This is a genomic window from Rhizobacter sp. (genome assembly GCF_046595475.1).
In the GTDB taxonomy this organism is placed as follows: Bacteria; Pseudomonadota; Gammaproteobacteria; order Burkholderiales; family Burkholderiaceae_C; genus Rhizobacter.
In genome coordinates this window covers 13,880-38,406 of sequence record NZ_JBKJOQ010000107.1, presented here as the reverse complement: position 1 = coordinate 38,406, position 24,527 = coordinate 13,880, and the positions used below count along the sequence as shown (strand labels likewise).

General features: G+C 65.6%; 24 protein-coding genes. 8 read left to right on the top strand and 16 right to left on the bottom strand.

The annotated features are described in order from the left end of the window. Window positions 1–2: 2 nt before the first annotated feature. The 3 genes from AC30QB_RS19285 to tssJ all read right to left on the bottom strand — a co-directional run bounded on the left by AC30QB_RS19285 (window position 3) and on the right by tssJ (window position 3,409). Window positions 3–1,328, bottom strand: a complete 1,326-nt coding sequence (locus tag AC30QB_RS19285; protein WP_489547885.1) for a DotU family type VI secretion system protein — start codon at window positions 1,326–1,328, stop codon at window positions 3–5. A 190-nt stretch (window positions 1,329–1,518) separates the two neighbouring features. Beyond that, complete coding sequence (gene tssK, locus AC30QB_RS19280) at window positions 1,519–2,865, bottom strand: type VI secretion system baseplate subunit TssK (protein WP_489547884.1); 1,347 nt, start codon at window positions 2,863–2,865, stop codon at window positions 1,519–1,521. A 37-nt stretch (window positions 2,866–2,902) separates the two neighbouring features. Then, window positions 2,903–3,409 (bottom strand): type VI secretion system lipoprotein TssJ, encoded by a 507-nt coding sequence (tssJ, locus tag AC30QB_RS19275; protein WP_489547883.1) that lies wholly within the window; start codon window positions 3,407–3,409, stop codon window positions 2,903–2,905. A gap of 157 nt (window positions 3,410–3,566) precedes the next feature. On the opposite strand from tssJ, the gene mltA reads away from it, so the two are divergent. Then, the gene (gene mltA, locus AC30QB_RS19270) at window positions 3,567–5,246 is read left to right on the top strand and encodes a murein transglycosylase A (RefSeq protein ID WP_489547882.1); all 1,680 of its coding nucleotides are present in this window, start codon (window positions 3,567–3,569) and stop codon (window positions 5,244–5,246) included. Here mltA and AC30QB_RS19265 read toward each other — a convergent pair. After that, window positions 5,161–6,120 (bottom strand): LysR family transcriptional regulator, encoded by a 960-nt coding sequence (locus AC30QB_RS19265; protein ID WP_489547881.1) that lies wholly within the window; start codon window positions 6,118–6,120, stop codon window positions 5,161–5,163. The two genes, mltA and AC30QB_RS19265, sit on opposite strands and share 86 nt — an antisense overlap. Window positions 6,121–6,204: 84 nt before the next feature. Between AC30QB_RS19265 and AC30QB_RS19260 the strand changes: the two genes are divergently transcribed. The 3 genes from AC30QB_RS19260 to AC30QB_RS19250 all read left to right on the top strand — a co-directional run bounded on the left by AC30QB_RS19260 (window position 6,205) and on the right by AC30QB_RS19250 (window position 9,994). Continuing rightward, window positions 6,205–7,200, top strand: a complete 996-nt coding sequence (locus tag AC30QB_RS19260; RefSeq protein WP_489547880.1) for an NAD(P)H-dependent flavin oxidoreductase — start codon at window positions 6,205–6,207, stop codon at window positions 7,198–7,200. Between the two features lie 13 nt (window positions 7,201–7,213). Continuing rightward, entirely contained in the window at window positions 7,214–7,420 is a 207-nt protein-coding gene (locus tag AC30QB_RS19255) for a 2-hydroxymuconate tautomerase family protein (protein WP_489547879.1), read from the top strand. 150 nt (window positions 7,421–7,570) lie between these two features. Continuing rightward, entirely contained in the window at window positions 7,571–9,994 is a 2,424-nt protein-coding gene (locus tag AC30QB_RS19250) for a penicillin-binding protein 1A (protein WP_489547878.1), read from the top strand. Window positions 9,995–10,063: 69 nt separating this feature from the next. On the opposite strand, the gene AC30QB_RS19245 is transcribed toward AC30QB_RS19250, so the two are convergent. The 3 genes from AC30QB_RS19245 to AC30QB_RS19235 form a co-directional block, all read right to left on the bottom strand. Continuing rightward, window positions 10,064–10,516, bottom strand: coding sequence for a PA2169 family four-helix-bundle protein (locus AC30QB_RS19245; protein ID WP_489547877.1), 453 nt, complete (start codon window positions 10,514–10,516; stop codon window positions 10,064–10,066). 110 nt (window positions 10,517–10,626) lie between these two features. After that, window positions 10,627–12,030: a sigma-54-dependent transcriptional regulator gene (locus AC30QB_RS19240; protein WP_489547876.1), complete on the bottom strand. Its 1,404-nt coding sequence runs from the start codon at window positions 12,028–12,030 to the stop codon at window positions 10,627–10,629. Continuing rightward, window positions 12,008–12,613 carry a hypothetical protein gene (locus AC30QB_RS19235; RefSeq protein ID WP_489547875.1) on the bottom strand — a complete coding sequence of 202 codons (606 nt, stop codon included), beginning with the start codon at window positions 12,611–12,613 and terminating at the stop codon, window positions 12,008–12,010. The genes AC30QB_RS19240 and AC30QB_RS19235 overlap by 23 nt, the downstream gene beginning before the upstream one ends. 41 nt (window positions 12,614–12,654) lie before the next feature. Here AC30QB_RS19235 and rpoN point away from each other — a divergent pair, with 41 nt between their 5' ends. From rpoN to AC30QB_RS19215, 4 genes are all read left to right on the top strand, one after another. Beyond that, a complete protein-coding gene (gene rpoN / locus AC30QB_RS19230) occupies window positions 12,655–14,109 on the top strand; it encodes an RNA polymerase factor sigma-54 (protein ID WP_489547874.1) in 1,455 nt (484 codons plus the stop codon). A gap of 36 nt (window positions 14,110–14,145) precedes the next feature. After that, window positions 14,146–14,430: a chemotaxis protein CheB gene (locus tag AC30QB_RS19225; protein ID WP_489547873.1), complete on the top strand. Its 285-nt coding sequence runs from the start codon at window positions 14,146–14,148 to the stop codon at window positions 14,428–14,430. Then, complete coding sequence (locus AC30QB_RS19220; RefSeq protein ID WP_489547872.1) at window positions 14,427–15,584, top strand: hybrid sensor histidine kinase/response regulator; 1,158 nt, start codon at window positions 14,427–14,429, stop codon at window positions 15,582–15,584. Before AC30QB_RS19225 ends, AC30QB_RS19220 begins: the two co-directional genes overlap by 4 nt. 132 nt (window positions 15,585–15,716) lie before the next feature. Further along, complete coding sequence (locus AC30QB_RS19215) at window positions 15,717–16,247, top strand: hemerythrin domain-containing protein (protein WP_489547871.1); 531 nt, start codon at window positions 15,717–15,719, stop codon at window positions 16,245–16,247. Between the two features lie 43 nt (window positions 16,248–16,290). On the opposite strand, the gene AC30QB_RS19210 is transcribed toward AC30QB_RS19215, so the two are convergent. The 9 genes from AC30QB_RS19210 to AC30QB_RS19170 all read right to left on the bottom strand — a co-directional run bounded on the left by AC30QB_RS19210 (window position 16,291) and on the right by AC30QB_RS19170 (window position 24,524). Continuing rightward, window positions 16,291–17,046, bottom strand: a complete 756-nt coding sequence (locus tag AC30QB_RS19210; RefSeq protein ID WP_489547870.1) for a lipase family alpha/beta hydrolase — start codon at window positions 17,044–17,046, stop codon at window positions 16,291–16,293. Between the two features lie 770 nt (window positions 17,047–17,816). Beyond that, window positions 17,817–18,518, bottom strand: coding sequence for a DUF899 family protein (locus tag AC30QB_RS19205; protein WP_489547869.1), 702 nt, complete (start codon window positions 18,516–18,518; stop codon window positions 17,817–17,819). 30 nt (window positions 18,519–18,548) lie between these two features. Next, a complete protein-coding gene (locus AC30QB_RS19200) occupies window positions 18,549–18,923 on the bottom strand; it encodes a GFA family protein (RefSeq protein WP_489547868.1) in 375 nt (124 codons plus the stop codon). Then, complete coding sequence (locus tag AC30QB_RS19195; protein ID WP_489547867.1) at window positions 18,920–19,639, bottom strand: hypothetical protein; 720 nt, start codon at window positions 19,637–19,639, stop codon at window positions 18,920–18,922. The genes AC30QB_RS19200 and AC30QB_RS19195 overlap by 4 nt, the downstream gene beginning before the upstream one ends. A gap of 645 nt (window positions 19,640–20,284) precedes the next feature. Further along, entirely contained in the window at window positions 20,285–20,830 is a 546-nt protein-coding gene (locus AC30QB_RS19190) for a superoxide dismutase family protein (RefSeq protein WP_489547866.1), read from the bottom strand. Between the two features lie 204 nt (window positions 20,831–21,034). Then, window positions 21,035–21,394, bottom strand: coding sequence for a GFA family protein (locus AC30QB_RS19185; RefSeq protein WP_489547865.1), 360 nt, complete (start codon window positions 21,392–21,394; stop codon window positions 21,035–21,037). A gap of 33 nt (window positions 21,395–21,427) precedes the next feature. Continuing rightward, a complete protein-coding gene (locus AC30QB_RS19180; RefSeq protein ID WP_489547864.1) occupies window positions 21,428–22,531 on the bottom strand; it encodes a class I SAM-dependent DNA methyltransferase in 1,104 nt (367 codons plus the stop codon). Between the two features lie 68 nt (window positions 22,532–22,599). Next, window positions 22,600–23,856 (bottom strand): c-type cytochrome, encoded by a 1,257-nt coding sequence (locus AC30QB_RS19175; protein WP_489547863.1) that lies wholly within the window; start codon window positions 23,854–23,856, stop codon window positions 22,600–22,602. After that, window positions 23,853–24,524, bottom strand: coding sequence for a c-type cytochrome (locus AC30QB_RS19170; RefSeq protein ID WP_489547962.1), 672 nt, complete (start codon window positions 24,522–24,524; stop codon window positions 23,853–23,855). Before AC30QB_RS19170 ends, AC30QB_RS19175 begins: the two co-directional genes overlap by 4 nt. Window positions 24,525–24,527: the final 3 nt, after the last annotated feature.

The following is a 24,527-nucleotide window of genomic DNA, read 5'->3' as shown; positions in this document are numbered from 1 at the left end:
GTTCAGGTTCCCGCCGCAGCACTGCGGGCGACAAACAAGGTGATTTCAACGCGCCGGTTGAGAGCGCGGTTGGCGGCGGTGTCATTCGGCGCCACGGGCTCGCCATCGGCACGGCCTTCGGCGCGCACACGGGCGGCGGGCAGGCCATCGGCCACGAGAATTTCGCGCACGGTCTTGGCCCGTTCTTCAGACAAATGCCAGTTGGACGGGAAGCTCGCGGTGCGGATGCGCACGTTGTCGGTGTGGCCGGTGACGGCAATGGCGCCAGGCACCTGCTTCAGTGCTTCGGCGATGCGCTTCATCAGCGCCTCGCGCTCGGCCGTGAGTGAGGCACTGGCCGGTGCAAAAAGGCCGTCGCCGCGAATGATGATCACGCTGCGGTCAACCTCATCGCGCACGGCCACTTGCTCGGCCTTGATGTCAGCCACGAGAAATTGCGCCAGCCGCGGCGTGGGCGCGGGCAGCTTCACGGGCGGTGAAGGCGGCGCAAGTCGCAGCTCTTGAATGCGGCCAAACACCGGGTCGGAGTCACCACTCAAGCGGAAGGCCAGAAAGCTGTAGATCGCCACCAACAGCAAGCAGACGACCGCACCGGTCACCCACACCGGCAGCCAAGTGAGCGCCGAGCGGCGAGAGGGCTTCTCGCCGAGCCAGTTTTGCGCCAGGGCGGGCGGGTAAGCCCCGCGCTCCTTTTGCAGAATTTGCGCAAGCCGCTCGCGCACGGCTTCAAGCTGTGCCTTGCCGCCATCGACCACACGGTAGCGGCCCTGAAAATCCAGGCACAGCACGGCGTAGATCAGCTCCATCAGGTCGCGGTTGGCGGTCGGGTTTTCGGCCAGCTTGGCCATCAGCTGAAAGACTTTTTCACCACCGCCTGTTTCGTTGTGGAACATCGCCAGCAGGCTGTGGCGGCCCCACTGACCCGAAGCACCCCAGGGCATGGTGGCGGCCACTTCGTCGAGCAGGGTGCACAAGATGTAGCGTGCGGCCAGCACCCGCTCGGGGGCCATGCCTTTGGCGCGTGCGGCGGCCTCGAACTCGCGCACGCCCTGGGCGATGGACTCGCGCAAGGCGGCAGGGTCGGGCAAGTGCGTGGTGGCGCGAATCTGCGGCACCAGCGCGAGCAAGGGGTTGGCCAGCGCGACCAGCGGGTTGAGGCCGCTTTCGCTGACGCCGATGTCAGGCGCCACGTCGGCACCCGACGCCTGGCCGGCGCGCGGCATGGCAGCCGGCGCTCCAGCAGCAGCACGGCCACCCGGCGTGGGCATGATGAAAGTGCGGCCGGTGTCGATGTCGGCAAACGGGTCGTCGGGGTTCGAGGTGCTCATCGCTGGGTGCTCAATGTTTTGCAGCGGACTTCGAGGCTTTCTTTTGGACGCAAGGGCCGCGAAGAAAGACGCAAAGGTCGCGAAGGAATACAAAAGCCTTGCTGTTTCTTGCCTTCTCTCTTTGCGTTCTTCGCGTCTTTCTTCGCGCCCTTTGCGTCCAAAAATACGGTCGAGTCAGCATGGCCCTGCGTTACTTGCGAATGACCCACAACTCCAGCTCCAGCCCCGGGAAATCACCCGAGACGTGCAGCGCCAGGTTGCCGTTCTGTTCAATCGGTTTCCACAGCTCGCCGCCACGGTCAAGCTCGAAATAAAAGTAGCCGGCATGAAACGGCAGCTGGCGCGGTGCCACCGGCAGCGAGCGCAGGCCGATGCCGGGCAGTTGCAGGTTGACCAGGTCGCGCAGCTTCTCGGGCGGGCCAAGCTTGGTTTGCGCCGGAAAGCGCTGGCGCAGCTGCTCGCCGGGCACTTGCGCGTTGACAGCCAGCACAAAGGTGCCTGTGCGCGCCAGCTCCATGTCGGTGACCACGGCCGTGCGCACGCCGTGGTTGCGGTTGACCAGCTCGACCTGCATGGCGTTTTGCTCCAGCACCGAGGTCAGCATGCCGCGCAGCGCGTCGAACACTGGCGTGAAGGTGCGCACCAGGTCGTCGTGCCGGTAAGGCGGAAACTCGGGCGGGCGGCGCGCGGTGGTCGACAGCGTGGCCAGGTCGCCGGCCAAGCGCAGGCAATCGCCGTGCAGCTCGCGCGGGTGAGCATTGGGCGTGGCAGCGTGCTGGCTGAAAACGGGCTCGTTGCGGTTGAGCGTTTGCAGCATCAGAAAGTCAGCCAGCTCCGACACGCCGTGGCTCAGCTGGCCCATGCGGCCGGCCAGCGCTTGTGCGCGTTGCAAGATCAAGCCGTGCAAGAGTGAGGCCGTGGCCGACAGCTGCGCCGTGGCGTCAATGGCCACCTGAGGCGCGATGTAGCTGCGCTCAAGCGTCACCTGGCCGTCGCTGCGGCGCTCGGCCACCAGCGCCACACCGAGCAGGGCATAGGCTTCGCTCGCTTCCTTGGCGCGCACCAGGCGCAGGCGCAGCTTGCCGGTCTGGATGGTGGTGGGTTCGTCGGCCGAATCGGTGTTGTCACGCACGTCTTCTTCGACTGCGTTGTAGCGGGCCAGCTCACCGCCATCGGTGGCTTTTTCGTCGCTGGCGAAGTCGACCTCGTTGAGCCCCTCGCGTTGCAGCGGCAGCGCGAGGTAAATGATTTCGCCTTTCACATCGGCCGACACGTCGAGCGGCGCTGGCAGCGGGTCGAGCTGCGGCATGCTGAACGGCGTGCCATCGGGCAGCAAGCCACTGGCGCGCGAAATGCCCAGCTTGCCCAAAGCCAGCAGGCCTTCATCGAGCGCCAGCTCGGTGAACCCCCAGGCAAAAGGCGAGATGCTGCGCGCACGCGCATCCACCAGTCGCTCCAGGTAACGGGTTTCTTGCTGAAAGTGATGGGGCTGCAAAAACATGCCCGAAGACCACACGACTTTGGCGCGCCAGCTCATGTTGTTGTGCCCGGGATGAAGGTGATGGGGTGAACGCTCAAGGCTTGGGCGAGGTGCGCAGGGCCTGCACCGTGATGCCGCTGAGATCAATGCTCACGACATTTTTCTTGCCTGGTGCCACTGGCACCACCGCGCGCCAGCGGGCGCGCTCCAGCTCGCGGAAGGCGACCATCACACCGATGAATTTGGTGTCGGGCGACAGCGGTTTGATGAGCGGCTTGGTGTCGCCCGGGCGCATCACAAACTCTTCACGGCTGACCAGCTCTGCGCCCAGCGCCGCCTGCTCCTTTTCAAACAACGACACGAAATCGGCTTGCTCAAACAGCGTGGACGCCTTCAGCTCAAACACGCGCACCACCACCGGCGAAGGCCGCTTGTGCGTGTCGGGGTTCACCTGCGCGGCGGCCACCACGGTGGCATTGAGCGTGGCCGGGCCACCCATGCCGAACATTGAGCAGCCCGACAGTGTTGCGCCCGCCACCAGGGCCGTGGCCACCAGCAGGCGGCGGCGATCGAAGCGGGGTGTGAGAGGGATCAGTTGCATGGGTGTGTTCATTCAATACCGCCAGGGTCGGAGTCGTCAGCAGAATACCGGTGAGGCTTGCACGCGCGGCGTGACTAAGGTAATCCGGCCGCTGCGGCGAAGCCGGGGTTGACGAAGGTCAGTTGGAGTGTGGGCTGCACAGGCATAGGCTCAGGCCATGAAGTCGCGCTTGCTCTGTTTTACCGGGTTTGCCCTTGTCGCAGCCGTAGCCCTGATCGGCTGCGCGTCGAAGCAGGCTGCTTCGCCTGTCTCGGCAGGGCCCCACACGGCAGCTCTTGCGAATGCGAGCCGTGACCAGGCCCCCACGTCGACAGCACCAGCCGCGGCTGGCGCCAAGCTGCCCAAGCCGCCGAGCGAGGTGCGCACGCGCAACGCCATGTTCAAACTGGCCGCCTATGACGACCTGCCCGGCTGGCAGCAAGACGACATGCGCGCCAGCTGGAGCGCCTTTCGCAACTCTTGCGAGGTGCTGCAAAAGCGCGACGACTGGCGCGAGATCTGTGCCGCCGCCAAGACCGTGCCACCCAACACGCCTGCCATGCGGCGCTTCTTCGAGAGCCGCTTCACGCTGCTGCGCATCTTGAACACCGACGCACGCGGCGATGGCGACGTCACCGGCTACTTCGAGCCCCTGCTCGAAGGCCAGGCACAGCGCGACGCCGAGTTCAGCACCCCGGTGATGGGCGTGCCGCACGACCTCTACACCATCGACTGGTCGCGCATCCCCAAGGCACAACGTGGCTCGGTCGTGCGTGTCAAACCTGAGGGCAACCTTCTGTTGGTGGCTGCACCCGGCGACAGCGCCAGCTACGCGCTCGACCTGCGCCGCTTCGTGCTCGACGACCGCGACCGCCGCCTGCGCCTGCGTCTGGTCGGCGGCGCCGGGAGCACCAGCGCCCACGTCGAGCCTTACTACACCCGCGCCGAGCTCGATGCGCTGGGCCTGCCGCTGGGCATCAACGCGCCGGTGCTCATTTGGGTCAACGACCCGCTGGCCTTGTATGCCATGCAGGTGCAGGGCTCGGGCCGCGTGCGCCTCCCCGATGGGCAGATCCTGAGGCTGCAATACGCCGAGCAAAACGGCCACCCTTTCAAACCGCTGCGCGTGGTGCCCAAGGCTACGGTGCGCGTGGCCACGCGAGGCCTCGCTGACGCCGCCCAGCAGGCCGACCAGTTCGTGATCGAAGGCGATGCGGCCTCAGAGCCCGATGAAGCGCCGGTGCTCACGCGAGGCGGCACCATCGCAGCGGCCCAGCGCAACGCGCCGCCGGCCAAATCGGCGGCGCCCGACCCGTTGGTCGACGAGCTGCTGAAGGGCGGCCGCAAGCCAGCCAATTCCGCTCGCCCCGCGGCTGCCGCCACAAAACCCGCTGTCGGTGGGCGACTGTCTTCAGACCCCAGCTACGTGTTCTTCAAAACCGCAAGCGACCGGCCGCAAACCGAAGGCCCACAAGGCGCGCTGGGTGTGCCGCTCACCCCCGGCCGCTCGGTGGCGGTCGACCCGCGCGTGACGCCGCTGGGCTACCCGGTGTTCCTGAGCGCCCCCGCGCCGGCCGGCTCCAGCATCTCGATGCACAGGCTGGTGTTTGCACAAGACACCGGCGGCGCCATACGCGGGGCCGTGCGAGCCGACTATTTCTGGGGCTTCGGCAACGAGGCCGGCCAGAGCGCAAGGGCCACCCGCCACCGCGGCCAGATGTGGGTGCTGCTGCCCGCAGCCGAGGCCAGCCGCCTGGCCAGCAGCAAGCTGGTCACCCGCGGCGTGGCGCTGCCGGGGGGCGAGAGCGAGGGCTCGTGCCTGGTGCCGGACGGCGAGTTTTGCGCCGAGGCGGACTGAGCGCCGCGGCGTCGTCGGCCTTCAGCGCCGCACTGAATGAGCGCAGCGTTGCGCCCGCATAGGCATCGCGGCGGCGCACCAGCAGCGTCTCGATCATCATTGGCTTGGGGCCAAGCGTCTGCACGTCCAGGTCGGCTCGCCCGCGGTAGCCTTCCACGGCGCTGCGCGGCAGCATCGTGACGCCGATGCCGGCGCCCACGCAACCCAGCACCCCTTCGAGCGTGCCGAACTCGAGCCGACGAAACGGCAGCCAGCCATGCGATGAAAAATGCGCCTCCAGCCGCTGCCGATATGAGCATCCCTGGCGAAATACGATGGCGGTGAGCCCGCCTTCGCGCAGCCGCGCGTTCACGTCGCGGCCATCACGCGCCGCCACCAACACCATCTCTTCCCGAAACGCAGGCTCGGTGAGCAAGTCGACATGATCGACTGGCCCGGCCACCAGCGCGGCATCGAGCCGATGCGCCAGCACGTGGTCGAGCAGCTCGGCCGTGGGGCCGGTGCGCACCTCAAGCTGCACGTCGGGGTGGGCGCGGTGAAAGCGGCTGAGCACGGCGGGCAGGCGCACCGCCGCCGTGGTTTCCATTGAGCCCAGCCGCAGGCTGCCTTGCACGCGACCGTCATCGCGCACCGCCGCCCTGGCTTCTTCGGCCAGCTCGCTCAGGCGCTGCGCATAACCCAGCAAGCGCGTGCCGGCCTCGGTGAGCAGCATGCCGCGGCTGTGGCGGGTGAAGAGCGGCACGCCGAGCTCGGTTTCAAGCTGCTTGAGACGCGAGGTGACGTTCGACTGCACGGTGTGCAGCTCTTGCGCCGCCGCGCTTACCGAGCCGCAGCGCGCCACGGCAGAAAAGGTCGCCAAGGCGAGAGGATCCATGCAGGGCTCAATATCTAAATATAAGAACGCAGTCATCCTAACAAATCATTTTTCAAGATGCATGGCTCGCGCTACTCTTGCGACATGAACACCTCTGCCCGTCTCAAAACCCCCCTCACCCAGGCCTTGAACGTACGCCACCCGGTGATGCTGGCCGCCATGGACGTGGTGGCCGACGCACGGCTGGTGCGCGCCGTGACCGAGGCCGGTGGTTACGGCTTTCTCGGTGGCGGCTATGGCGACGAAGCCTGGCTGCGCAGCCAACTGGCGCTGCTGCAGCCGTGGGCGCAAGAGACCGGCCAGCGCTTCGGCATCGGTTTCATCACCTGGAGCCTTGCGCGCCAGCCGCAGCTGCTAGCCATCGCACTGGCCGCCAAACCCAGTGCGGTGTGGTTGTCGTTCGGTGACGTGGCGCCCTTCGCGGCGCGCATCAAGGCCAGCGGCGCGCTGATGGTGTGCCAGGTGCAGACCGAAGCCATGGCCCGCGCTGCGCTAGACCAAGGCGCCGACATGCTGGTGGCGCAAGGCGGCGAAGCCGGTGGCCATGGCGTGAGCCGCGGCACCATTGCGCTGGTGCCTGCCCTCGTCGACATGGCCGGCCCGCGCGTGCCGGTGGTGGCCGCGGGCGGCATTGCCGATGGCCGCGGCCTGGCGGCGGCGTTGATGCTCGGTGCCGCTGGCGTGGTGCTGGGCACGCGGCTTTACGCCACCGAAGAAGCCGCTGGTTTCGACGCCGCCAAGCAGCGCATCGTGGCCGCGAGCGGCGACGACAGCGCGCGTGGCATCGTCTTCGACATCTCTCGCCGCAATGTGTGGCCCGCGCCGTTCACCGGCCGCTGCCTGCAAAACGAGCACCTGCGCCGCTGGAGCGGCCACGAGATCGACCTGCTGCGCGACCAGGCGCAGGTGGCCGAGCGCTATGCTGCGGCCCGCGCCGCGGGTGATTTCGACACCGCGGCGGTGATCGCAGGCGAAGCCTGCGGCCTCATCCACGACCTGCCCAGCGTTGCAACGCTGATGCATCGGCTTGTAGACGAAGCCGCTACGCGGCTGCGTTCAGCCCCCTCGTACACAAACTAAAGGAAGAAACACCATGCCATTCGTCAACATCCAGATCACCCGCGAAGGCGCCACGCCTGCCCAAAAGGCCGAGCTCATCGCCGGTGTTACCGACCTGCTGGTGAAGGTGCTGAACAAGAACCCCGCCACCACCTTCGTCATCATCGACGAGGTGGACACCGACAACTGGGGCGTGGGCGGGAAGCAGGTGACGGAGTTGCGACGCCTGGCCGCGAAATAAAACGCAGCGCCGAGCCGCCTGCGCGCTTTCTGCGGGCAGCAGGCGCTTTCGCGCGAATGACACGTCGCGACACGCAACGCGCGACGCGCTGACCTTCGCTAGGCCCCCCGTCCTACAGCGTGAGCGAGCGCTCTTGCGCAACATCGCGGGATGAGCGCCCTAACCCCCGACACCGAAGATCCCCTGCCCTCCCCCTGGCCCGGGCGCCGCCGATTGCTGGCCCGCATCTCTCTGGCGGGCGGTGCCGTCGCGTTGAGCCTGGCCACGGCGTACGCCATCGTGTTGCTGCGCACCTCGCCCGACGCGAGCGACCTGCGCGAAGTCGAGGCTGCGCGCCCGTCGGTGCTGCTGTCTGCCGACGGCCAGACGCTCACCACCTTCGGCCGCACGCAGCAGCAGCATGTCACCCTGGCCGAGATCTCGCCGTATGTGATCAAGGCGCTGATCGCGACCGAAGACCGCCGCTTCTACGACCACCACGGTGTCGACCTCAGGCGCACGCTCGGTGCAATGTTCCAGACGGCCAGCGGCAACCTGCAAGGCGGCTCGACCATCACGCAGCAGCTTGCGCGCAACTTGTTTCCTGAAGAGATAGGCCGCAGCCGATCGCTGCACCGCAAGCTCAAGGAGCTGGTCACGGCTTTGCGCATCGAGCATCTCTACAGCAAAGAGCAGATCCTCGAAACCTATCTCAACACCACGCCCTTTCTCTACAACGCCGTGGGCATCGAAATGGCCGCTCGCACCTACTGGGACAAGCCGGCACTAGACCTCACGCCGCTCGAAAGCGCCACCCTGGTGGGCATGCTGAAAGGCACGCATTACTACAACCCCGTGGTCTACCCCGACCGCGCCCGCGCACGCCGCAACGTTGTGCTGGCGCAGATGCGCAAGCAAGATGTCTTGCCTGAAGCCCAGTACCGCGCCCTCATAGAGCAGCCCCTGAAGGTGAGCTTCAGCCGGCAAGCCGACAACCTGGGCAGCGCACCACACTTCGCCGCGCATGCGCGCAAATGGCTGGTCGAGTGGGCCGAAGCAAACGACCACGACCTCTACGCCGATGGCTTGCAGATCGAGACCACGCTAGACACGCGCTTGCAGCAGGCCGCCGCGCAAGCCGTCGAGACACAGATGGCCGCCCTGCAGCAAGTGGCCAACGTCGAATGGAGCCAGGCGAGCCTCGCCAGCACCTACGGCGGGCTGGAAAGTTATGCCCAACGGCGCAAGACCGAGCCGTTCGCCCATTTCTGGAAAAAGCACTCCAATGTGCTCGCGGCTGGCGTGCGTGAATCCGCGCCGTTTCGCAAGGCACTGGAAGGTGGAGCAACCGAGGCGCAAGCCTGGGACACGCTGAGCGTTGACCCGGCCTGGCTGCAAGGAATCAAGGCGCAGAAAACCCGGCTGGAAGCCGGGTTCGTGGCCATGGACCCGGCGACCGGCGAGGTCAAGGCCTGGGTGGGCAGCCGTGACTTCAATGTCGACCAGTACGACCACGTGGCCCAAGCCGAGCGCCAGCCAGGCTCGACCTTCAAGCCTTTCGTCTATGGCGCAGCGCTCGAAAGCGGCCTGCGCCCAGAGCGCAGTTACATCGACCGGGCGGTGGAGATTCGCAACCCCAACGGCGGGGCTGCCTGGCGCCCCACCGACATGTCGGGCCCTAGCGGCGACACCATGACACTGCGCGACGGGCTGGTGTATTCCAAGAACACCATCACCGCGCAGGTGATGCAAGACGTGGGCATTGCGCGCGTGGTGGCGCTGGCCAAGGCGGCGGGCGTCGACCAAAGCAAGCTAGACCCGGTGCCTTCTCTCGCGCTGGGCACCAGCCCCGTCACCTTGCTGGAGATGGTCAACGCCTACGCCACCATCGCTCACGAAGGCCAGCACCATCAGCCGGTATTCGTGAAGCGCATACGCGACCGCCACGGCACCGTGCTGGCCGAGTTTGGCTCGTCACCCAAGCGCGCCATGTCGCCCGACTCGGCCCTGGAGCTGATCGACATGATGCGAGGCGTGGTGTCGCAAGGCACTGGCACCATGGTCAAGACGCGTTTCGGCATCGTGGCCGACATTGCAGGCAAGACTGGCACCACGCAAAACAACACCGACGGCTGGTTCATCCTGATGCACCCGCAGCTGGTGGCCGGCGCGTGGGTGGGCTTCAACGACTCGCGCGTCACCATGCGCAGCAACTACTGGGGCCAGGGTGGGCACAACGCCATTTTGCTGGTGGGTGACTTCTTTCGCGACACGCTTAAAGGCAAGCTGATCGACCCCAATGCGCGCTTCGCTTCAGCGCACCGCGACCCGACACTGCTCGCCAGCTGGTCGCAAGACGCCGCTGTCAGCGACAAGCAGGCCGGTGCCGAGATCATGCGGCTCGAAGTGGCCGCATCGGCCCCAGAAGAAGAGCCCGCGCAGAATGCCGATGAGCTGGACCGTTTGCTGTCCAACCTGAGCGGCACGGCGCCGTTGCAGCGTTCACCGGCCTTGGTTTCTTCCAACCCCGCACCGCAACCGACGCAGGCGGTGCCCGTGCTGCGCATAACGAGTGGGAGTGCAGCGCAAGAATGAAAAAGGCCGCGCAAGAAGCACGGCCTTTTAGGTTATCGACCGCCGGGCAGCAAGCCCGACTTCACGCGCTCAAGCGGCCTTGGCAATGTCGCGAAGTCGCTTGATCTGGTCATGGTTGGCCTGCACACCCAACTGCTGGCGGGCAATGACGGCCCGCAGCGGCTCGGGCAACGCTTCATTTTTCAACGCGGCGCGGTAGCGGGCCAGCGCAGCGTCTTCGCCGCGCTCGCATTCGTCGAGCATCGACTGGTCGCTGTAGCCGGTGAGAGAGCCTCGCACCGCCACCCAGCCGCGATGCAGCGCGCCGGTGCTCGTGCCTTCTGTCTCGGGCTCGCCGCCGTATTGCACGACCAGGGACTGCAACTCTTCCGACGCGCGCAGGCATTCGTTGGCACGTTGGGTGAAAAGGCGGCGCAGATCGGCTGACTCCACGTGCTTGGCGCAGGCGGTGAAGCCGTATTCGCCGTCCTTGCTGGTTTCGACCAACTCGTTGAGGGTGTCGACAATGTCATCGTTGCTCATGGAAGTTCCTTTCATGTCGGCACAGCGTGCCGGGTTGGCGAGGGCCGCTCAGGCCTCTCGCAAGAAATGACACAAGAAAATGACGCAAGACATCACGCCAAAAACAGAGGTCAGCGGCCGTCTTCCAGTACTGCCGATGGCGCCTCGGCAGGCAGCGCCGCATACTCCTTCAGCCGGTTGTAAAGCGTCTTCAAGCTGATACCCAGAGCCGCCGCAGTTTTCTCTTTGTGGCGCCCCAGGTGTTCAAGCGTTGCCAGCGTGACCCTGCGCTCTATCTCGGCAAGCGCCGTGCCCACGCGGAAGGTCAATGAAGGCGCGCCGCCGCGAACCACAGGCTCGGGCATGGTGTCAACGGCCTCGGCCGCAGCGGGCACGCAAGCGTCGTGAATGATGGTGTCGCTGGCCATCACGTAGGCGCGGTAGACCACATTGCGCAGCTCACGCACATTGCCGGGCCAGCCGTAGGCCGCCAGCCGCTGCAAGGCCGAGGGCCCGAACTGCTTGCGCTGGCCCTCGCGTAACGAGATCTGATCCAGGAAATGCTGAGCCAGCAGCCCCACGTCTTCCGAGCGCTCGCGCAGCGGCGCCAGGCAAATGGGGAACACGTTGAGGCGATAGAACAGGTCTTCGCGCAGCCGGCCCATCGCCACCGCCCGCATCGGGTCGCGGTTGCTGGCGGTGAGCACGCGCACGTCGGTCTGCTGCTGGGTGGTGGAACCCACCCGCATGAAAGTGCCGGTTTCCAGCACCCGCAAGAGCTTGACCTGCAGGTCCAGCGGCATTTCGGTGATTTCATCCAGGAACAAGGTGCCCCCGCTGGCGCGCTCGAAGAAGCCCTGGTGCTGGCGGTCAGCACCCGTGAAGCTGCCCTTCTCGTGGCCGAAGATCTCGCTTTCCATCAGCTGGGGCGAAATTGCACCGCAGTTGACGGCCAGGAAAGGCCGCCCGCGGCGGCGGCTCATGTCGTGCACCGTGCGCGCCACCACTTCCTTGCCAGTGCCACTCTCGCCGGTGATGAACACCGTCACGCCCGTGCAGGCCACTCGCATGATTTGCGAGTAAACAAGCCGCATGGCCGGTGCCCGGCCCCACAGCCCGCCAAAGTGGCCGTCGTTTTCCAGCTGCGCGTCCAGATCTTGCGACTTGTCGTCCAAGGGGCAAGGCTTGCTCACCCGAGCCAGCACGGTTTGCAGCTGCTTGAAGTTGAGCGGTTTGACCAGGTAGTCGACCGCACCGCGGCGCAGCGCCTGAATCGAGGTTTCCAGGCTGGCATGGCCGGTGATCAACACCACTTCGGTGTGGGGCATCTCGCGGGTGGTTTCCAGCAGTTCCAACCCGTTGCCATCCGGCAGCACCAGGTCGAGCAGCACCAGGTCAGGCACTTGCAGCGCCATTTGCCTGCGGGCGTCGCGCAGCGTGGTGGCTGTGGCGACGGTAAACCCTTCGGCCGAAATCAGTTCGGCGAGAGGCTCGGCCGAATCGATGTCGTCTTCAATCACCAAGACGTGTGGCATTCCGTTTGCTCCAGTCAATCAGCATCTGTCGAAATGGCAGGCGCTGGGCGCATGCCGCTCTCGTCTCCATCTCCCGCGGCTTTGGGCTCTGATTGCCCATGGCCATAACGCTTTTTCGTTTTCGGGATTCGTTGAAGGCATCTTGCCCCCTGCTTGCAAAAACTACCGTCAGGACGAGCCGATTTACTTGTGGGAATGCGCTTACACGCATGCTCAGAATTCGTGCAAATTCAGCAGGTAGCCGAGTAATTTTTTCCGCACTCAATGGAGATACCGAATGAAACAAAACCAGAGCCTGGGCGGAGAGCAAAAACGCGATCGAGAAGACCACGATGGCGACGGAGCGCCCGATCAATCGGAGCTTGATTTTACCGAGGCCGGACAAACACAGCCTCAACCCGCTGACCGGCACCCCGGGCGCGAAACCCCCCGCGATTCGCACGGCCACGCCGCTTGAGAAAACACGCCGAGTAACCGGCACGCTGATTGCTGCAAATGCTGCACGCAATCGGCAAGATTGGCCGATGAAACGCGCCGCACTCTCGGTCATACCGGGCGAAGCAGCGGGGCACGACCATTGCATTGAGGCTCTCCCATCGTTCATACGAATGGAGAGCTCGCTCAATGGTTTCGCTGAATCTGCACACCACGCAACGCCAACAGCCCGGGCTCTCACCCCGCTTGCAACACGCGGTGCGCCTGCTTCAGCTGCCGTCGATGGAATTTGCGCAAGAGGTGCAGGCCGTGCTCGACCGCAACCCCTTTCTCGACACCCTCGACGATGACCCTCCCGATGAGGCCGGGGCCGACGTTGAAGCCGCCAAACCCGACAACGCGGATGCGCCAGATGCGGTCGCCACTGCCGAGCCGGCCGAGCTGCCTTCAGCACCGCTAGACGACGAGCGCGACGCGTGGCAGTCGGTGGGCAACAGCGAGGGATCGCAAAGCGGTGATCTCGACGATTCGCCCATGAACCGTGTGGCGGCCGAGGCGTCGCTCACCGCGCACCTGCGCAGCCAGCTGCACGTACTGCCGCTGCAACCACGCGACATGCTGCTGGCCGAAGCCATCGTCGAGTCGCTAGACGACGACGGCTACCTGCGCCTGGAAGACCTCGACGAGCTCGCGGCCGTTACGGGGCTCACACCGCCGGCGTCGCACGACGAGCTGCAGATAGCCTTGCGGCGTGTGCAGTCGCTCGAACCCGCCGGCGTGGGCGCGCGCAGCGTGGTCGAGTGTCTTTTGCTGCAACTCAAGACGATCGAATGCCCTGATGAGCGCGCGCTGGCCAAGCTCATCATCACCGAGCACCTCGAAGGCCTGGCCACCAAAGAGCCCGCCACGCTCGCGCGCACCATGCGCAAGCCCGCAGAGGCAGTGGCGGCCGCATGCGCGCGCATACGCCGGCTCGACCCGCGGCCGGGTTGGCGCTTCGGCAGCGCCGGTATTCGTTACCTGACACCCGACGTGATGGTGAAGAAAGTACGTGGCGCCTGGACGGTGTCACTCAACCCGGCCATCGTGCCCAAGGTGCGGCTGCACAAGGTATATGCCGAGATGTTCCAGCGCCACCAGCAGGCCGCACACCCCGAGTTGGCCTCGCAGTTGCGTGAAGCGCGCTGGACGCTGCGCAACGTGGAGCAGCGCTTCGCCACCATCCTCGGCGTGGCGCAGGCCATCGTGCGGCACCAGAGCCAGTTCTTCGAGCACGGCGCCCTGGCCATGAAGCCCATGGGCTTGCGCGAGATCGCTGAAGAAGTGGGCGTGCATGAGTCGACCGTCTCGCGCGTCACCAACAGCAAGTACATGGCCACGCCGCTGGGCGTGTTCGAGCTGAAGTATTTCTTCTCGCGCGCCATGGCCACCGCGAGCGGCGGCGCTTTCTCGGGCACTGCGATCCGCGAGCTGGTGAAAGACATGCTCGACCGCGAGCAACCGGGCAAGCCGCTGTCTGATGTAGACATCTCGCGCCTGCTGGCACAGCAGGGCTTCGCGGTGGCGCGCCGCACCGTCACCAAGTACCGGCACCTGTTGCGCGTGGAAGCCGTCGAGCGGCGGCGTGCCGCAGGCACTGCCTGAGACGGGCCCAGCCTGGCGCTGTCGGTCGATGCGCCGGTGCACTTCTCACGGCCGGCGATCGACGTGCTGTTCGAGACAGCCGCCAGCGTGTACGGTGCTCGCATGCTGGGCATCTTGCTCACAGGTGCAAGCCAGGACGGTGCCCTGGGCATTGCCGCCATACGCCACCACGGTGGCAGCACCGTGGTGCAAAAACCAGAAGAAGCCTATGCGGCTCTCATGCCGCGATCGGCCCTCAAGCAAGGGCCGGTCGACTTCGTTCTCTCGCTCGAACAGATAGCAGGCTTGCTGCGAAACCTAAACCAAGGAGATGGCAAGTGACCACTGATCTCGGCAAAGTGGGCTCTGGCCCACGCCCCACGGTCAAATGCCTGCTGGTCGTCGACCTCGCCGAAAGCCTGCAGGCGCTAGAAGCCCTGCTGCGCGACGACGACGTAGAGCTGCTGCTGGCGCGCTCGGGGCCGCAAGCGCTGGAGCTGCTGCTGTTGCACGACGTGGCCCTGGCCTTCGTCGACGTGCAGATGCCCGAAATGGACAGCTTCCAGCTTGCCGAGTCGATGCGCGGCGTGCAGCGCACGCGCGACGTGCCCATCATCTTCGTGACAGCAGGGGGCAACGACCGCCACCGGCAGTTCAAGGGCTATGAGAGCGGTGCGGTCGACTTTCTCTACAAGCCCATAGAGCCGCATGTGCTCAAGAGCAAGGCCGAAGTGTTCTTCCAGTTGCACCGGCAAAAGCTTCAGCTTGCGTCGCAGCTGCAAGAGCGTGCCCAGGCTCTGCGCATCAGCGAGATGTTTACCGCGGTGTTGGGGCACGACCTTCGCGGGCCGCTATCTGCCATCCAGCTCTCAGCCAAGATTCTCGAAAACCGCCCCGATGAAGCACTGCAGAAAATGGGCGGCCGCCTGATGCGCAGCGCTGCCTGGATGGGCCGCATGATCGAAGACATGCTCGATGTGACGCGCACCCGGCTCGGCGAGGGCATGCCCATACACCGCCGCGAGGTCGACTTCGGTACGCTGGTGCAAAGCGTGCTGCAAGAGCAGCAGGCAATTCACCCCGAGAACCGCATCGACTTCAGCCCACGCGGCGACCTGTCGGGCTGGTGGGATGAAGACCGCCTGGTCCAGGTCACCTCCAACTTGGTGGGCAACGCGCTGCACCACGGCCTGGCCGCCGGGCCGGTGGAGGTGCGGCTGGACGGGCGCCAGAGCGACGCGGTGGTGTTTTCGGTGGCCAACGAGGGCAGCATTGCACCCGAACTGCTGCCGCACATCTTCGACCCATTTCGCAGCGGGCGGCAGGCGACCAGCCGCACCAAGGGGCTGGGCCTGGGGCTGTACATCGTGCAGCAGATCGTGCTGTCACATGGCGGGCACATCGAGGTGCAGTCAAAGGCCGGCCAGCCCACCCGCTTTTCGATCAGTTTGCCGCGTGGCTCCGCTCCGCTGGCGGAGGCGCAGTCTGTGGCGTGACGGCGGATTTGCCATCGCCTTGTAGGAGTTGTCCGCGACATGTAGACAAGCCCTTGCGCCTCAGTGGCAGCGACCTAAGCTGGCCCAGCACGGTCATGGCCATCCCGGCCGCCCCCCCCACTGGAGACCCCTATGACGGCAACCAAACCCGCGAGCAAGCCCGCTGCCAAGCGCAGTGCTCCCCGCAGCCCTGACGCGATCCGCCTGCTGATGCAGGATCACAAGGACGTAAAGGCACTGTTCAAAGACTACGAAAAACTTGTGAAGGCAGAGGCTGGCGAAACCCAGAAGCAGGCGCTGGCCGAGAAGATCTGCACCATGCTCACCGCCCACGCCACGGTGGAAGAAGAGCTCTTCTACCCCGCCGCACGAGAAGTGCTGGATGAGGGCGACCTGGTCGACGAGGCCGAGGTAGAGCACGCGAGCGCCAAAGACCTGATCTCGCAGATCTTGAGCGCCACGCCTGCCGATGACTTGTACGACGCCAAGGTGAAGGTACTGGGTGAGTACATCGACCATCACGTGAAAGAAGAAGAGAAGGAAATGTTCCCCAAGGTGCGCAAGGGCGAGGTCGACCTGAAGTCACTGGGTGAATCGATGGCGGCACGCAAGAAAGCGCTGCTCACCCAGCTGAGCGAGCAGATCGAGCCCGTGCAACATTGACACGAACGCCGACTACCTCTACCGCAGCCGCCCAGGTGCTTTGTCACCGCGCATCGTGTCGCTGCCACGCCCCTTCGGGCTGGCACAGCCGGTTGGCCACGATGCGCAACACCTGCGGGTTCCAGGGCAGGCCGATGTGGCTGCTGTCGACTTCCACGTTTTCGGCTTCTGTGCTGCCATCGAGCTGGCAGGTCTGCCAGGCCACCACGCCATCGGTGCGGCTGTAGATCGAGGTGGTGGGCACCGGCGGCGTGGTGCGCAGGCGGTCGGCCAGCTGGTCGTCAATCAAGGGCTCGCTGCCGTTGACCAGGCGGTAGAGCCAAGCCACGTTGGTCTCGTTGCCGGTGCCACCGAAGGGCGTGCCCAGCGTGACCACCTGTCGCACGAGCGGCGAGCGCATCTTGGCGATCTCGCGCGCGTAAATGCCGCCCAGGCTCCAACCCACGAGGCTCACACGCCGGGCATGCAAGGTGGACACACCGCGCACGTGCTCGGCGAGGTTTTCGAGCCAGTCGTCGATGTTGCCGTGCGGGCCTGTGTTGAAGCCCTGCTCCCAGTCGTACACCGCGTAGCCCAGGGCTTCGCAGCAGTTGCGCAGGGGTACGAGCGCTCGTTTGTCGGAAGCGAGGCCGGGAAAGATGATGACCGGGTGGCCGTCACCTTCGGGCAGGTCGGCCTGGTCCATCATGCGCATGCTGGCGTATTCGAATGCCGCGCGAAAGGGCTCCATGCCCAAGAGTGCCCACGACGGCGCCGCCGCCAGGGTGGGTGCTGCCTCGATCGCCTGTGTACTGCTCATCGTGTTCTCACCTGGTGATTGATGAGAAGAATGATCAGGGCTCATGCTGCACTCGCACAATTTGCGTTCTCCGCATTCGCTTGTGCGGCATCGCCTACCTGCATTTGCGTAGTGCAAAACAAAGCTGCCGTCATTCCTGCGTGTTCCGATCAAATGCGCCACGCATTCCGATTCAAAAGCGCCACCCATTCCGGTCTGATTCCGCCACCCTCGCAAGCTTGCTGACTCGGATCCGCGCCGATGCAGAGTTTGTCCACCGCTGCGGGCGAGCGTCGCTTCCGACGAAACGCACCGCCGCCGCGGTGGGCAACTCGTGTCTGAGGCGACGGGTTTCTTGCCGGCATTCGCCGGCACACCTTTCTCACTGACTTCAGTTCAGTTCAGTTTTGATTTTTGCACCCGTGATGATCCAAATTCAGCGCCCAGTTTCGATCCGAAAGAATTTGAACCGTCCTGCTCGTCATGGCGGCCTGCCGCCGTGCCCACTGAGCCAGCGACCGGCAGGACCCGACCCTGAGCAGACATCCGCTGTCCTGAACTCGGCGCCCCGAAGCGGCCGGTCGTATCCGTGCCGAGGCACCCGAAGGAGGCCCCGCGACGGCGCTGGCACACAGGTAGGCGGCACTCTGGGCGATTGAGGCGCAGCGCGCGACTTGAGACCGTGCGAGCTCACAACCTCGGGAGCCCATCGTGCAAACCATCGGCCGGCAGCCCCAGCGGGCAACCTCTACGACCTGAACCGGCTCGACGATCAGGCGACCCGGTACGGGTCAGTAATTCAGCTTCGGATACCAGTCGGCCCCGCGTCCGTCGGGCGTCAGGTCGAGCACGGACCAGAGCGATGCAATGTCAGGCGCGTCGCGGGGGTCCTGACCGGGGTCGGCCATTTCGAGAGTCATCTCGCTCGACCAGAACAGACGGACATGGTCCCCGTCGAGCTTGAAGACAACCAGCGCCGGCGACTCGCTGCCGTCCGGCTTCAGGATGCCGAGATCGTTGGCATAGTCATCGCCCACCGTCTGCACGAAGTTCAGGTCACGCCAGCCTCGCTCTTGGGCGAATGCGAACTGCCGCTCCACTGGGGAGCGCCCCAGAATCTTGAGCGCTACGCGCTGCTTGATGTCGGCTGCATTGCCGTTGACGGACCCCAGCCAATTAGTACACATCGGGCACGGTCGCTCACGTTGCGGCCCGTACATCCAGAAGTAGGTGACGAGCGTGTCCTTGTCGCCGAAGAGAGCCTTCAACCCGACCTCGACCGCCTGTTCATCCTTGAAACGATAGTCCTTGCTGATCACAGGGCCCGGCGGCAAGGCACGGCGCCGCCCGACGAGTCTGGTCATCTGGCGACGGAACTCGATCTCGTCGGCAAGCAGGGCCTTGCGGGCGGCCTCGTAGGCGGGTGACGCGCCCGGAAACGCGGTCTTGGCCTTGTTGGCGAGCTCGGTCGCGGGTGCCAGCTGTACTGTCATGTTGTGCTCCTGATCGATCAAGTGCCGGAACTACCAAAGGTGCTTGCCGTCGATGACGGTGATGGCGGCGAGCGCCGCATCGAAGTCATCGAACAGGCGGGCATTGACGCCGATCCGGCGTGTGCTGCCGTCCCACTTTCCATCGGGCTCGAAGGCTGGGCTGTCGCTGAACGTGGCGCAGCCGCAATGGGCGCAGAAGTGGTGCGCCACCTGCATTGTTTGCCAACGGTAACTCGCATCGGCGGCCGGCAGCGCAGTCACATGAAACTGATCTGGCGTGCAGTAGGCCCGGAGCGCCCCTTGCTTGGCGCAGAACGAACAGGTGCAGCGCGTGAGTTGGGCCGGGATCTCGGCATCCATTCGAAATATCACCTTGCCGCAGTGGCAACCTCCCGTGATGCTCATGCCAGCGACTCCGCCAGCTCCCGCAGCACCTGGCGAGGGCTCTCTTCGATCGGCGACCCGTGCGACACCAGGATGCGGACCAGCGTGTCGATCTCGGACCACTCCAGAAGTTGTGTTCGCAAGGCCCTCGTGTCCTCGATCACAGCCATCTTCACGACCGCGGGAACTTGCGCTTCCTTGCCTGCAAAGCCCGCCAGGTGCAGCAGCCAGCCGCCAAAGCCGGCTGCGCCACGGATGTTGCCGACCACGTCGTTCAGCACCAGCGTCGTTCCCTTCGGCGTGCGGATCAGGAGCGCCGCTTCCCGGCCGCGCGTTCCAGGGACGGTCACAAAATGAACGTTCGGATCGTTGAAGCGGGGTGCCACTGTATCCACCGGGACCTCCTCTTTGACCTTCGCCCGCGCGCCCTCGGGTGCGATGACCTGTATCTCCGGGTAGCGATCTTTCCAGGTCTTGGCGTCGAGCCGATGCTTGTCACTTGGCACGATCAGGTAGGCGGGTCGCCCGTAGCCTTCGAGCGCAGACATCTCATCGTCGTCGAGGGCGATTGCGCTGAACACCACCAGGCTTGAGTCGGTCAGGCGCACGACGGTCATGCGCCGCGGCAGATCCATCAACGGCATGTGGATCTCGCCCACCACCGTCAGGATGTTTTCATCGATCTGCACCAGCTTGCCGTGCGGCAAGACTGTCCAATGTTGGAATGGTTTGGTCATGACGGGCTTCCTTCGTGGGTTCCGCGTAACGGCGTCAACGTGGCCTCAAACTGCCAAATTCATCCCCGTGCTTCGCCTCAGAGCGCGCTCACGGGCATGTTTGCGAAGCTGGAGGAGGTTGCGGCCGACCGGCCCCTCGCGACCGTGTAGCCCCCGCGCCAGCCAGCAGATGTGTCGTTGAGCTAAGAGGTCCTAGTCTGGGCCGGCGTCCGGACCAGGCCGAAGGACAAGGCGCCGTATGCGGGTAGGACTGAGTCGCTGATCGCACGGCTACTCCTCGGGCCATGCCTGCGAGATGCCAGAAAGCTGCCACCGGCAGAAGACTGCTCCTGGCCGCCTGCTGGCATTCAATTTTCGATCGCCATCGCGTATGACAGCCGGACGAAGCGCCGCGATCTGGCGCCCATCCCGCGTACCGCGTGGCAGCTGGTCACGCGGGCACAAACATTCACCACGACACGCGCTCTGCCGTCGCAAAGGTGCTGAAGGGGACTCGCCCCGGCGCCAGACCCGGCCGGGTGGCGGAATCAGACCGGAACGAGTGGCGCTTTTGAATCGGAACGAGTGGCGGGTTTGAATCGGAACAGGTGGCGCTTTTGGTCCGGAATACGCAACTCCCGTGAAAACAGATGCGGCAGCAGCAACTCACATCTGCTTCGGAATGGTCTTGACCGGCTCGCCCACGTCAGCGGGCTTGGTTGCCGGGGTGCTCACGCCAGCGGGGGTGGCGGGCGTCGCAATCACGCCGCAGGCCACGCGCGCACCGCTGTTGCCTGCGGGTTGGCTGATGTGGTCGTCGGGGTCAGCGTGCACCACCAGGGCCTTGCCCATCAGGTCGGTGGCACCGGAGCCCAGCAACAAGCCCTTCACATCGAAGGTGGTCGACGCATTGCCCGACGAATCGGCCTTCAGCGAAGGCAGGTCACCGGCGTGATGGTTGCCGCTGAGCGGCCCGTGTGGCTCGTGTGTGGGGTTGAAATGCCCGCCCGCGCTGCTGGCGTCGGGGCTGGAGCAATCACCCTTTTCATGCACGTGAAAACCGTGCTCACGGTTGGGTGTGAGGCCGCTGAATGTTGCGCGTACAACCACGTGATCGCCTTCTTGCGTCATCGAGGCGGTGCCGTTGACCTGGCTGCCGCTGGCCGGCTTGAGCACAGCCGTGGCGCGCGGGCCCTCCGCCTTGGTGGTCATGCAGCCCGCCATGCCGACAAGCAACACGGCAGACCATGTGAGAGAGCGTCGAAAACGAAAACCAGATTGAAGCTGCTGCATGGTGTCCTCGATCGGCACCGACAGGAGCCGTACACGCCATGGTGTCCACCGAACCGCGCGCGTGCTGTAGGACAAGGCCCAAAGTGCAGGTCAGCCGTTGGCCGCTCTCGATCACGCGCGGGCTCAATCGAGAAACGTCCAGGTGTCGGCCCCATCGAAGCGGCGAACCTGCACACCCACTATCACCTCGGGCTCGAAGTTTCTGGCGTTCACGCCAAGCTTGCTGTCGGGCCCGGGCTCCAGCGGCTCCCAGTGCGTGATGCACCCGCAGTGGCAGCAGCTGATCGTCTTGAGCGTCTTGTCGCCCCAGATGTAGGCGTCGGTGTGTTCAGGGTGGCCGGTGATGCGCACCGCACTCAGGGGGTAGTAGGCCCACAAGCCCCCGATGCGGCGGCACAGCGAGCAGTTGCAGTTGGTCAGCGTCTCGGGGCGGTGCGGTACGTCGACGCGTATGGCGCCGCAGTGGCAGGTGGCTGAAATCATGGTTGAGAACCTTCGCGTGAGAGGTGCGTGATGTCAAGCACACCGTATGAGGTAAACGAACACGCCATCGACAGCATGGCGCTGGTCTTGGCGTATGGGCTCTTGCGACAGCGCCAGCAGCGCGAAGCCGTGGCGCGCCGCCAGCCCACGCAGGTAGGCCTCGGAATGGGCATAGCGCAGGCTGGGTAAGAGCTCGAAGCCTTGGGCATCGGCAGCAGTTGCTTCCACCGAAAAACAGAAAACGCCCTGCGGTTTCAGCAGCCGGCTCACAGCCGCAAACACAGGCGCCAGCTCACCGATGTAGATGAACACGTCGGCCGCGATCACCAGGTCGTGCTGCTCGCGCGTGGCCTGCAGGTGCTCGGTGACATCGGCATGCACCAGCGCGTCGTAGAGGCCGAGCGCGCGTGCCCTGTCGAGCATCTGGGCCGACAGGTCGACCCCCACCAACCGCTGGGCCAGTGGCTTTACTTGCGGGCCGCACAGGCCGGTGCCGCAGCCCAGGTCGAGCGCTGACTCGAAGCGCCGCCCCATGCCCGCGAGTCGGCGCGCCAGCACGGCCGGAGCGCGGTAGCCCAGCACCTCGACCAGATGCGTATCGAACTTGGCGGCGTACTGGTCGAAGAGGCCTTCCACATAGGCCCGCGGCGCGATAGGGGGCAAGCCGGCGCCGCGCAGCGCGGCCAGGTAATAGCCGGTCAGCTCGGGGTCGGCGCCATGCGCCAGCGCCTGCTCATACGCGTGCATGGCGTTCTCATGCAGACCCATTTCGCGAAGGATGTCACCGCGGGTGCTCCATGCGGGCGCGAGCGTCGGCTCGATCTGCAGCAGCCGCTCGAATGCCTCAAGCGCCAGGAGCGGGCGGCCCAGGTCAAGCAAGGCATGCGCGCGGTGGTACAGCGCGTCGCGGTTGTCAGGCTCTACAGCCAGCACCTGTTCGGCCGCGTTCAGCGCGTCTTGCGGCCGCGCAAGCTTGAGCCGCGTGGCGGCCAGGTTGACCAGCGTTGACACCCTCCCCGGCAGCAAGGCCAGCGACGACAGGTAGCGCTGCTCTGCCTCGGCGTAACGGCCCGCCTCTTGGCAAGCCAGCCCCTCGCTGAAGAGTGTCTTGGCTTGCTCAAAGGAACTGGGGGACATGGCGCCAGATTATCCGCAGCGCACCCGGCCCATTTCAAGTGGCGTGAGGGTACCTGGCGCTGCTCGTCTCAGCGGTAGCGGTTGACGTCGAACTCCGTCACCGGTGCGCCCTGGTTGCCCCAGGCGCCGCGCAGGTGCGACAACACGGCGGCAATCTCGTCATTGCGCAAGATGGTGGCAAACGGCGGCATGCCGTAAGGCCGCGGGTTGCCTGCGGTAGAGGGGGCAAAACCGCCTTCGAGCACCACCCGCACCAGATTGACTGGCGACGTCATGGTGACGGCGCGGTTGCCGGCAAGTGCCGGGTACATGCCGGCCACACCTTCGCCCTGCTCGCCGTGGCATTGCGCGCATTGTTCGCCGTAAATCTTGGCGCCACGCTCGCTGCCGCCCCGACCAGGCCGGCTGGGCTCGGCGGGCTTGGCCACGACCTCGGGCAAGGCCTTGAGGTAGGCGGCAATGGCACCCAGGTCGGCGCTGGAAAGGTGCTGCGTGCTGCGGCCCACCACTTCGGCCATCGGGCCCAGCACCGACGCCTTCGGGCTCACGCCGTTTTTCAGCAGGCTCACCACTTCTTGCCGCGGCCAATCGGCCACGCCCGCTTCATGCGGGTCATTCAACGAGGGGGCGTACCAGTTTTGCATGGGGATCAAGCCACCCCCCAGGTCGAGCGGGCCGCGGGTGGCACCGAGCACGTTGCGGCTGCCGTGGCAGGCATTGCAATGGCCCAGGCCTTGCACGAGGTAAGCCCCGCGGTTCCACTCGGCCGATTGCGCAGGCTCGTCGGCACGCGTGCCGGGGCTGAAGTACAGCGCGCGCCACACGGCGAGTGCGGCCTGGGTGTTGAAGGGGAAGCGCAGGCCGTGCGCGTGATTGGCTTGCGCCACCGGCTTCAGGCCGCGCAGGTAGGCGTAGATCGCGTCTGCATCGGGCCGCGTGACGAGGGTGTAGTTGGTGTATGGAAATGCCGGGTACAGCAGGCGGCCATCGCGCGAACGGCCGTTGTGCAGCGCCCGCCAGAAGTGCGCGGGCGACCAGCTGCCGATGCCCGTGGCGTCGTCGGGCGTGAGGTTGGAGGTGTAGACGGTGCCGAAGGGCGTGTCGATGCCGCGGCCTCCGGCATAGGGCTCGCCGCCGCGCTGGGTGTGGCACCCCATGCAGTTGCCGGCGCGCGCGAGGTATTCGCCATGGGCAATCAAGTCGGCGCTGGGCACGAGTGGCGTCTGGGCTTCCGAGAGCGGCGTTTCATCGCGAAAGTTGAGTGCCAGCACAGCGGCGGAAAGCAGCAAGGCGATGGCCAGGGCGGCCCAGAGCAGGCGCTTCATCGTGCTCCCTCGACCACGCCGCCGCACGGCAGGGGCAGCGGTGCGGGCAAAGCACTCACAGCTTTGCTCTGCGCCGGCAGGGGCTGCGCGGCCAGCCATTGCGACAAGGCGCTGACATCGTCAGGCGCCAGCGCGGCCGCGATGTGCGCCATGCAATCGGGCGCCTGCGCACGGCGCAGGCCGGTTTTCCAGGCGCCGAGCTGCGCATTCAGGTAGTCGCGCGGCAAGCCCAGCAAGCCAGGGATCGCGGGTGCCAAACCGGTGAGCGCAGCGCCGTGGCATTGCACGCACGCGGGGATGCGACGGGCACTGTCGCCACGCAGCGCCAGGGTCTCGCCGTGGCGCAGCGCGTCAGCCTGCTCGGTGCTGGGCTGCGCGGGCGGGTACGGCAAGTCGAGCGCTGCGAAGTGGTCGGCCATCTCTTGCAGATAAGCGTCGCTCAGAGGCTCGATGAGGCGGGCCATGGGCTCGTATTGCCGGCGGCCGTCGCGGAAGTTGAGCAGCTGGTGGTACAGATAGCCGGCGGGCTTGCCGGCGATGCGCGGGTAGTAGCCATCGCTGGCGGCGCGCCCTTCTCGCCCGTGGCAGCCGGTGCAGGCTTGCACCCGCTGGGCCATGCTGTCTTCGACCTTGGGGGCCGCCGAGCTGCCGGCCGACGCCGCGAGCATCAA

Coding starts and splice junctions, on each gene's coding strand:
- AC30QB_RS19285 (WP_489547885.1), bottom strand. CDS start 1,328: ATGAGCACCTCGAACCCCGACGACCCGTTTGCCGACATCGACACCGGC.
- tssK (WP_489547884.1), bottom strand. CDS start 2,865: ATGAGCTGGCGCGCCAAAGTCGTGTGGTCTTCGGGCATGTTTTTGCAG.
- tssJ (WP_489547883.1), bottom strand. CDS start 3,409: ATGCAACTGATCCCTCTCACACCCCGCTTCGATCGCCGCCGCCTGCTG.
- mltA (WP_489547882.1), top strand. CDS start 3,567: ATGAAGTCGCGCTTGCTCTGTTTTACCGGGTTTGCCCTTGTCGCAGCC.
- AC30QB_RS19265 (WP_489547881.1), bottom strand. CDS start 6,120: ATGGATCCTCTCGCCTTGGCGACCTTTTCTGCCGTGGCGCGCTGCGGC.
- AC30QB_RS19260 (WP_489547880.1), top strand. CDS start 6,205: ATGAACACCTCTGCCCGTCTCAAAACCCCCCTCACCCAGGCCTTGAAC.
- AC30QB_RS19255 (WP_489547879.1), top strand. CDS start 7,214: ATGCCATTCGTCAACATCCAGATCACCCGCGAAGGCGCCACGCCTGCC.
- AC30QB_RS19250 (WP_489547878.1), top strand. CDS start 7,571: ATGAGCGCCCTAACCCCCGACACCGAAGATCCCCTGCCCTCCCCCTGG.
- AC30QB_RS19245 (WP_489547877.1), bottom strand. CDS start 10,516: ATGAGCAACGATGACATTGTCGACACCCTCAACGAGTTGGTCGAAACC.
- AC30QB_RS19240 (WP_489547876.1), bottom strand. CDS start 12,030: ATGCCACACGTCTTGGTGATTGAAGACGACATCGATTCGGCCGAGCCT.
- AC30QB_RS19235 (WP_489547875.1), bottom strand. CDS start 12,613: ATGCAATGGTCGTGCCCCGCTGCTTCGCCCGGTATGACCGAGAGTGCG.
- rpoN (WP_489547874.1), top strand. CDS start 12,655: ATGGTTTCGCTGAATCTGCACACCACGCAACGCCAACAGCCCGGGCTC.
- AC30QB_RS19215 (WP_489547871.1), top strand. CDS start 15,717: ATGACGGCAACCAAACCCGCGAGCAAGCCCGCTGCCAAGCGCAGTGCT.
- AC30QB_RS19210 (WP_489547870.1), bottom strand. CDS start 17,046: ATGAGCAGTACACAGGCGATCGAGGCAGCACCCACCCTGGCGGCGGCG.
- AC30QB_RS19205 (WP_489547869.1), bottom strand. CDS start 18,518: ATGACAGTACAGCTGGCACCCGCGACCGAGCTCGCCAACAAGGCCAAG.
- AC30QB_RS19200 (WP_489547868.1), bottom strand. CDS start 18,923: ATGAGCATCACGGGAGGTTGCCACTGCGGCAAGGTGATATTTCGAATG.
- AC30QB_RS19195 (WP_489547867.1), bottom strand. CDS start 19,639: ATGACCAAACCATTCCAACATTGGACAGTCTTGCCGCACGGCAAGCTG.
- AC30QB_RS19190 (WP_489547866.1), bottom strand. CDS start 20,830: ATGACCACCAAGGCGGAGGGCCCGCGCGCCACGGCTGTGCTCAAGCCG.
- AC30QB_RS19185 (WP_489547865.1), bottom strand. CDS start 21,394: ATGATTTCAGCCACCTGCCACTGCGGCGCCATACGCGTCGACGTACCG.
- AC30QB_RS19180 (WP_489547864.1), bottom strand. CDS start 22,531: ATGTCCCCCAGTTCCTTTGAGCAAGCCAAGACACTCTTCAGCGAGGGG.
- AC30QB_RS19175 (WP_489547863.1), bottom strand. CDS start 23,856: ATGAAGCGCCTGCTCTGGGCCGCCCTGGCCATCGCCTTGCTGCTTTCC.
- AC30QB_RS19170 (WP_489547962.1), bottom strand. CDS start 24,524: ATGCTCGCGGCGTCGGCCGGCAGCTCGGCGGCCCCCAAGGTCGAAGAC.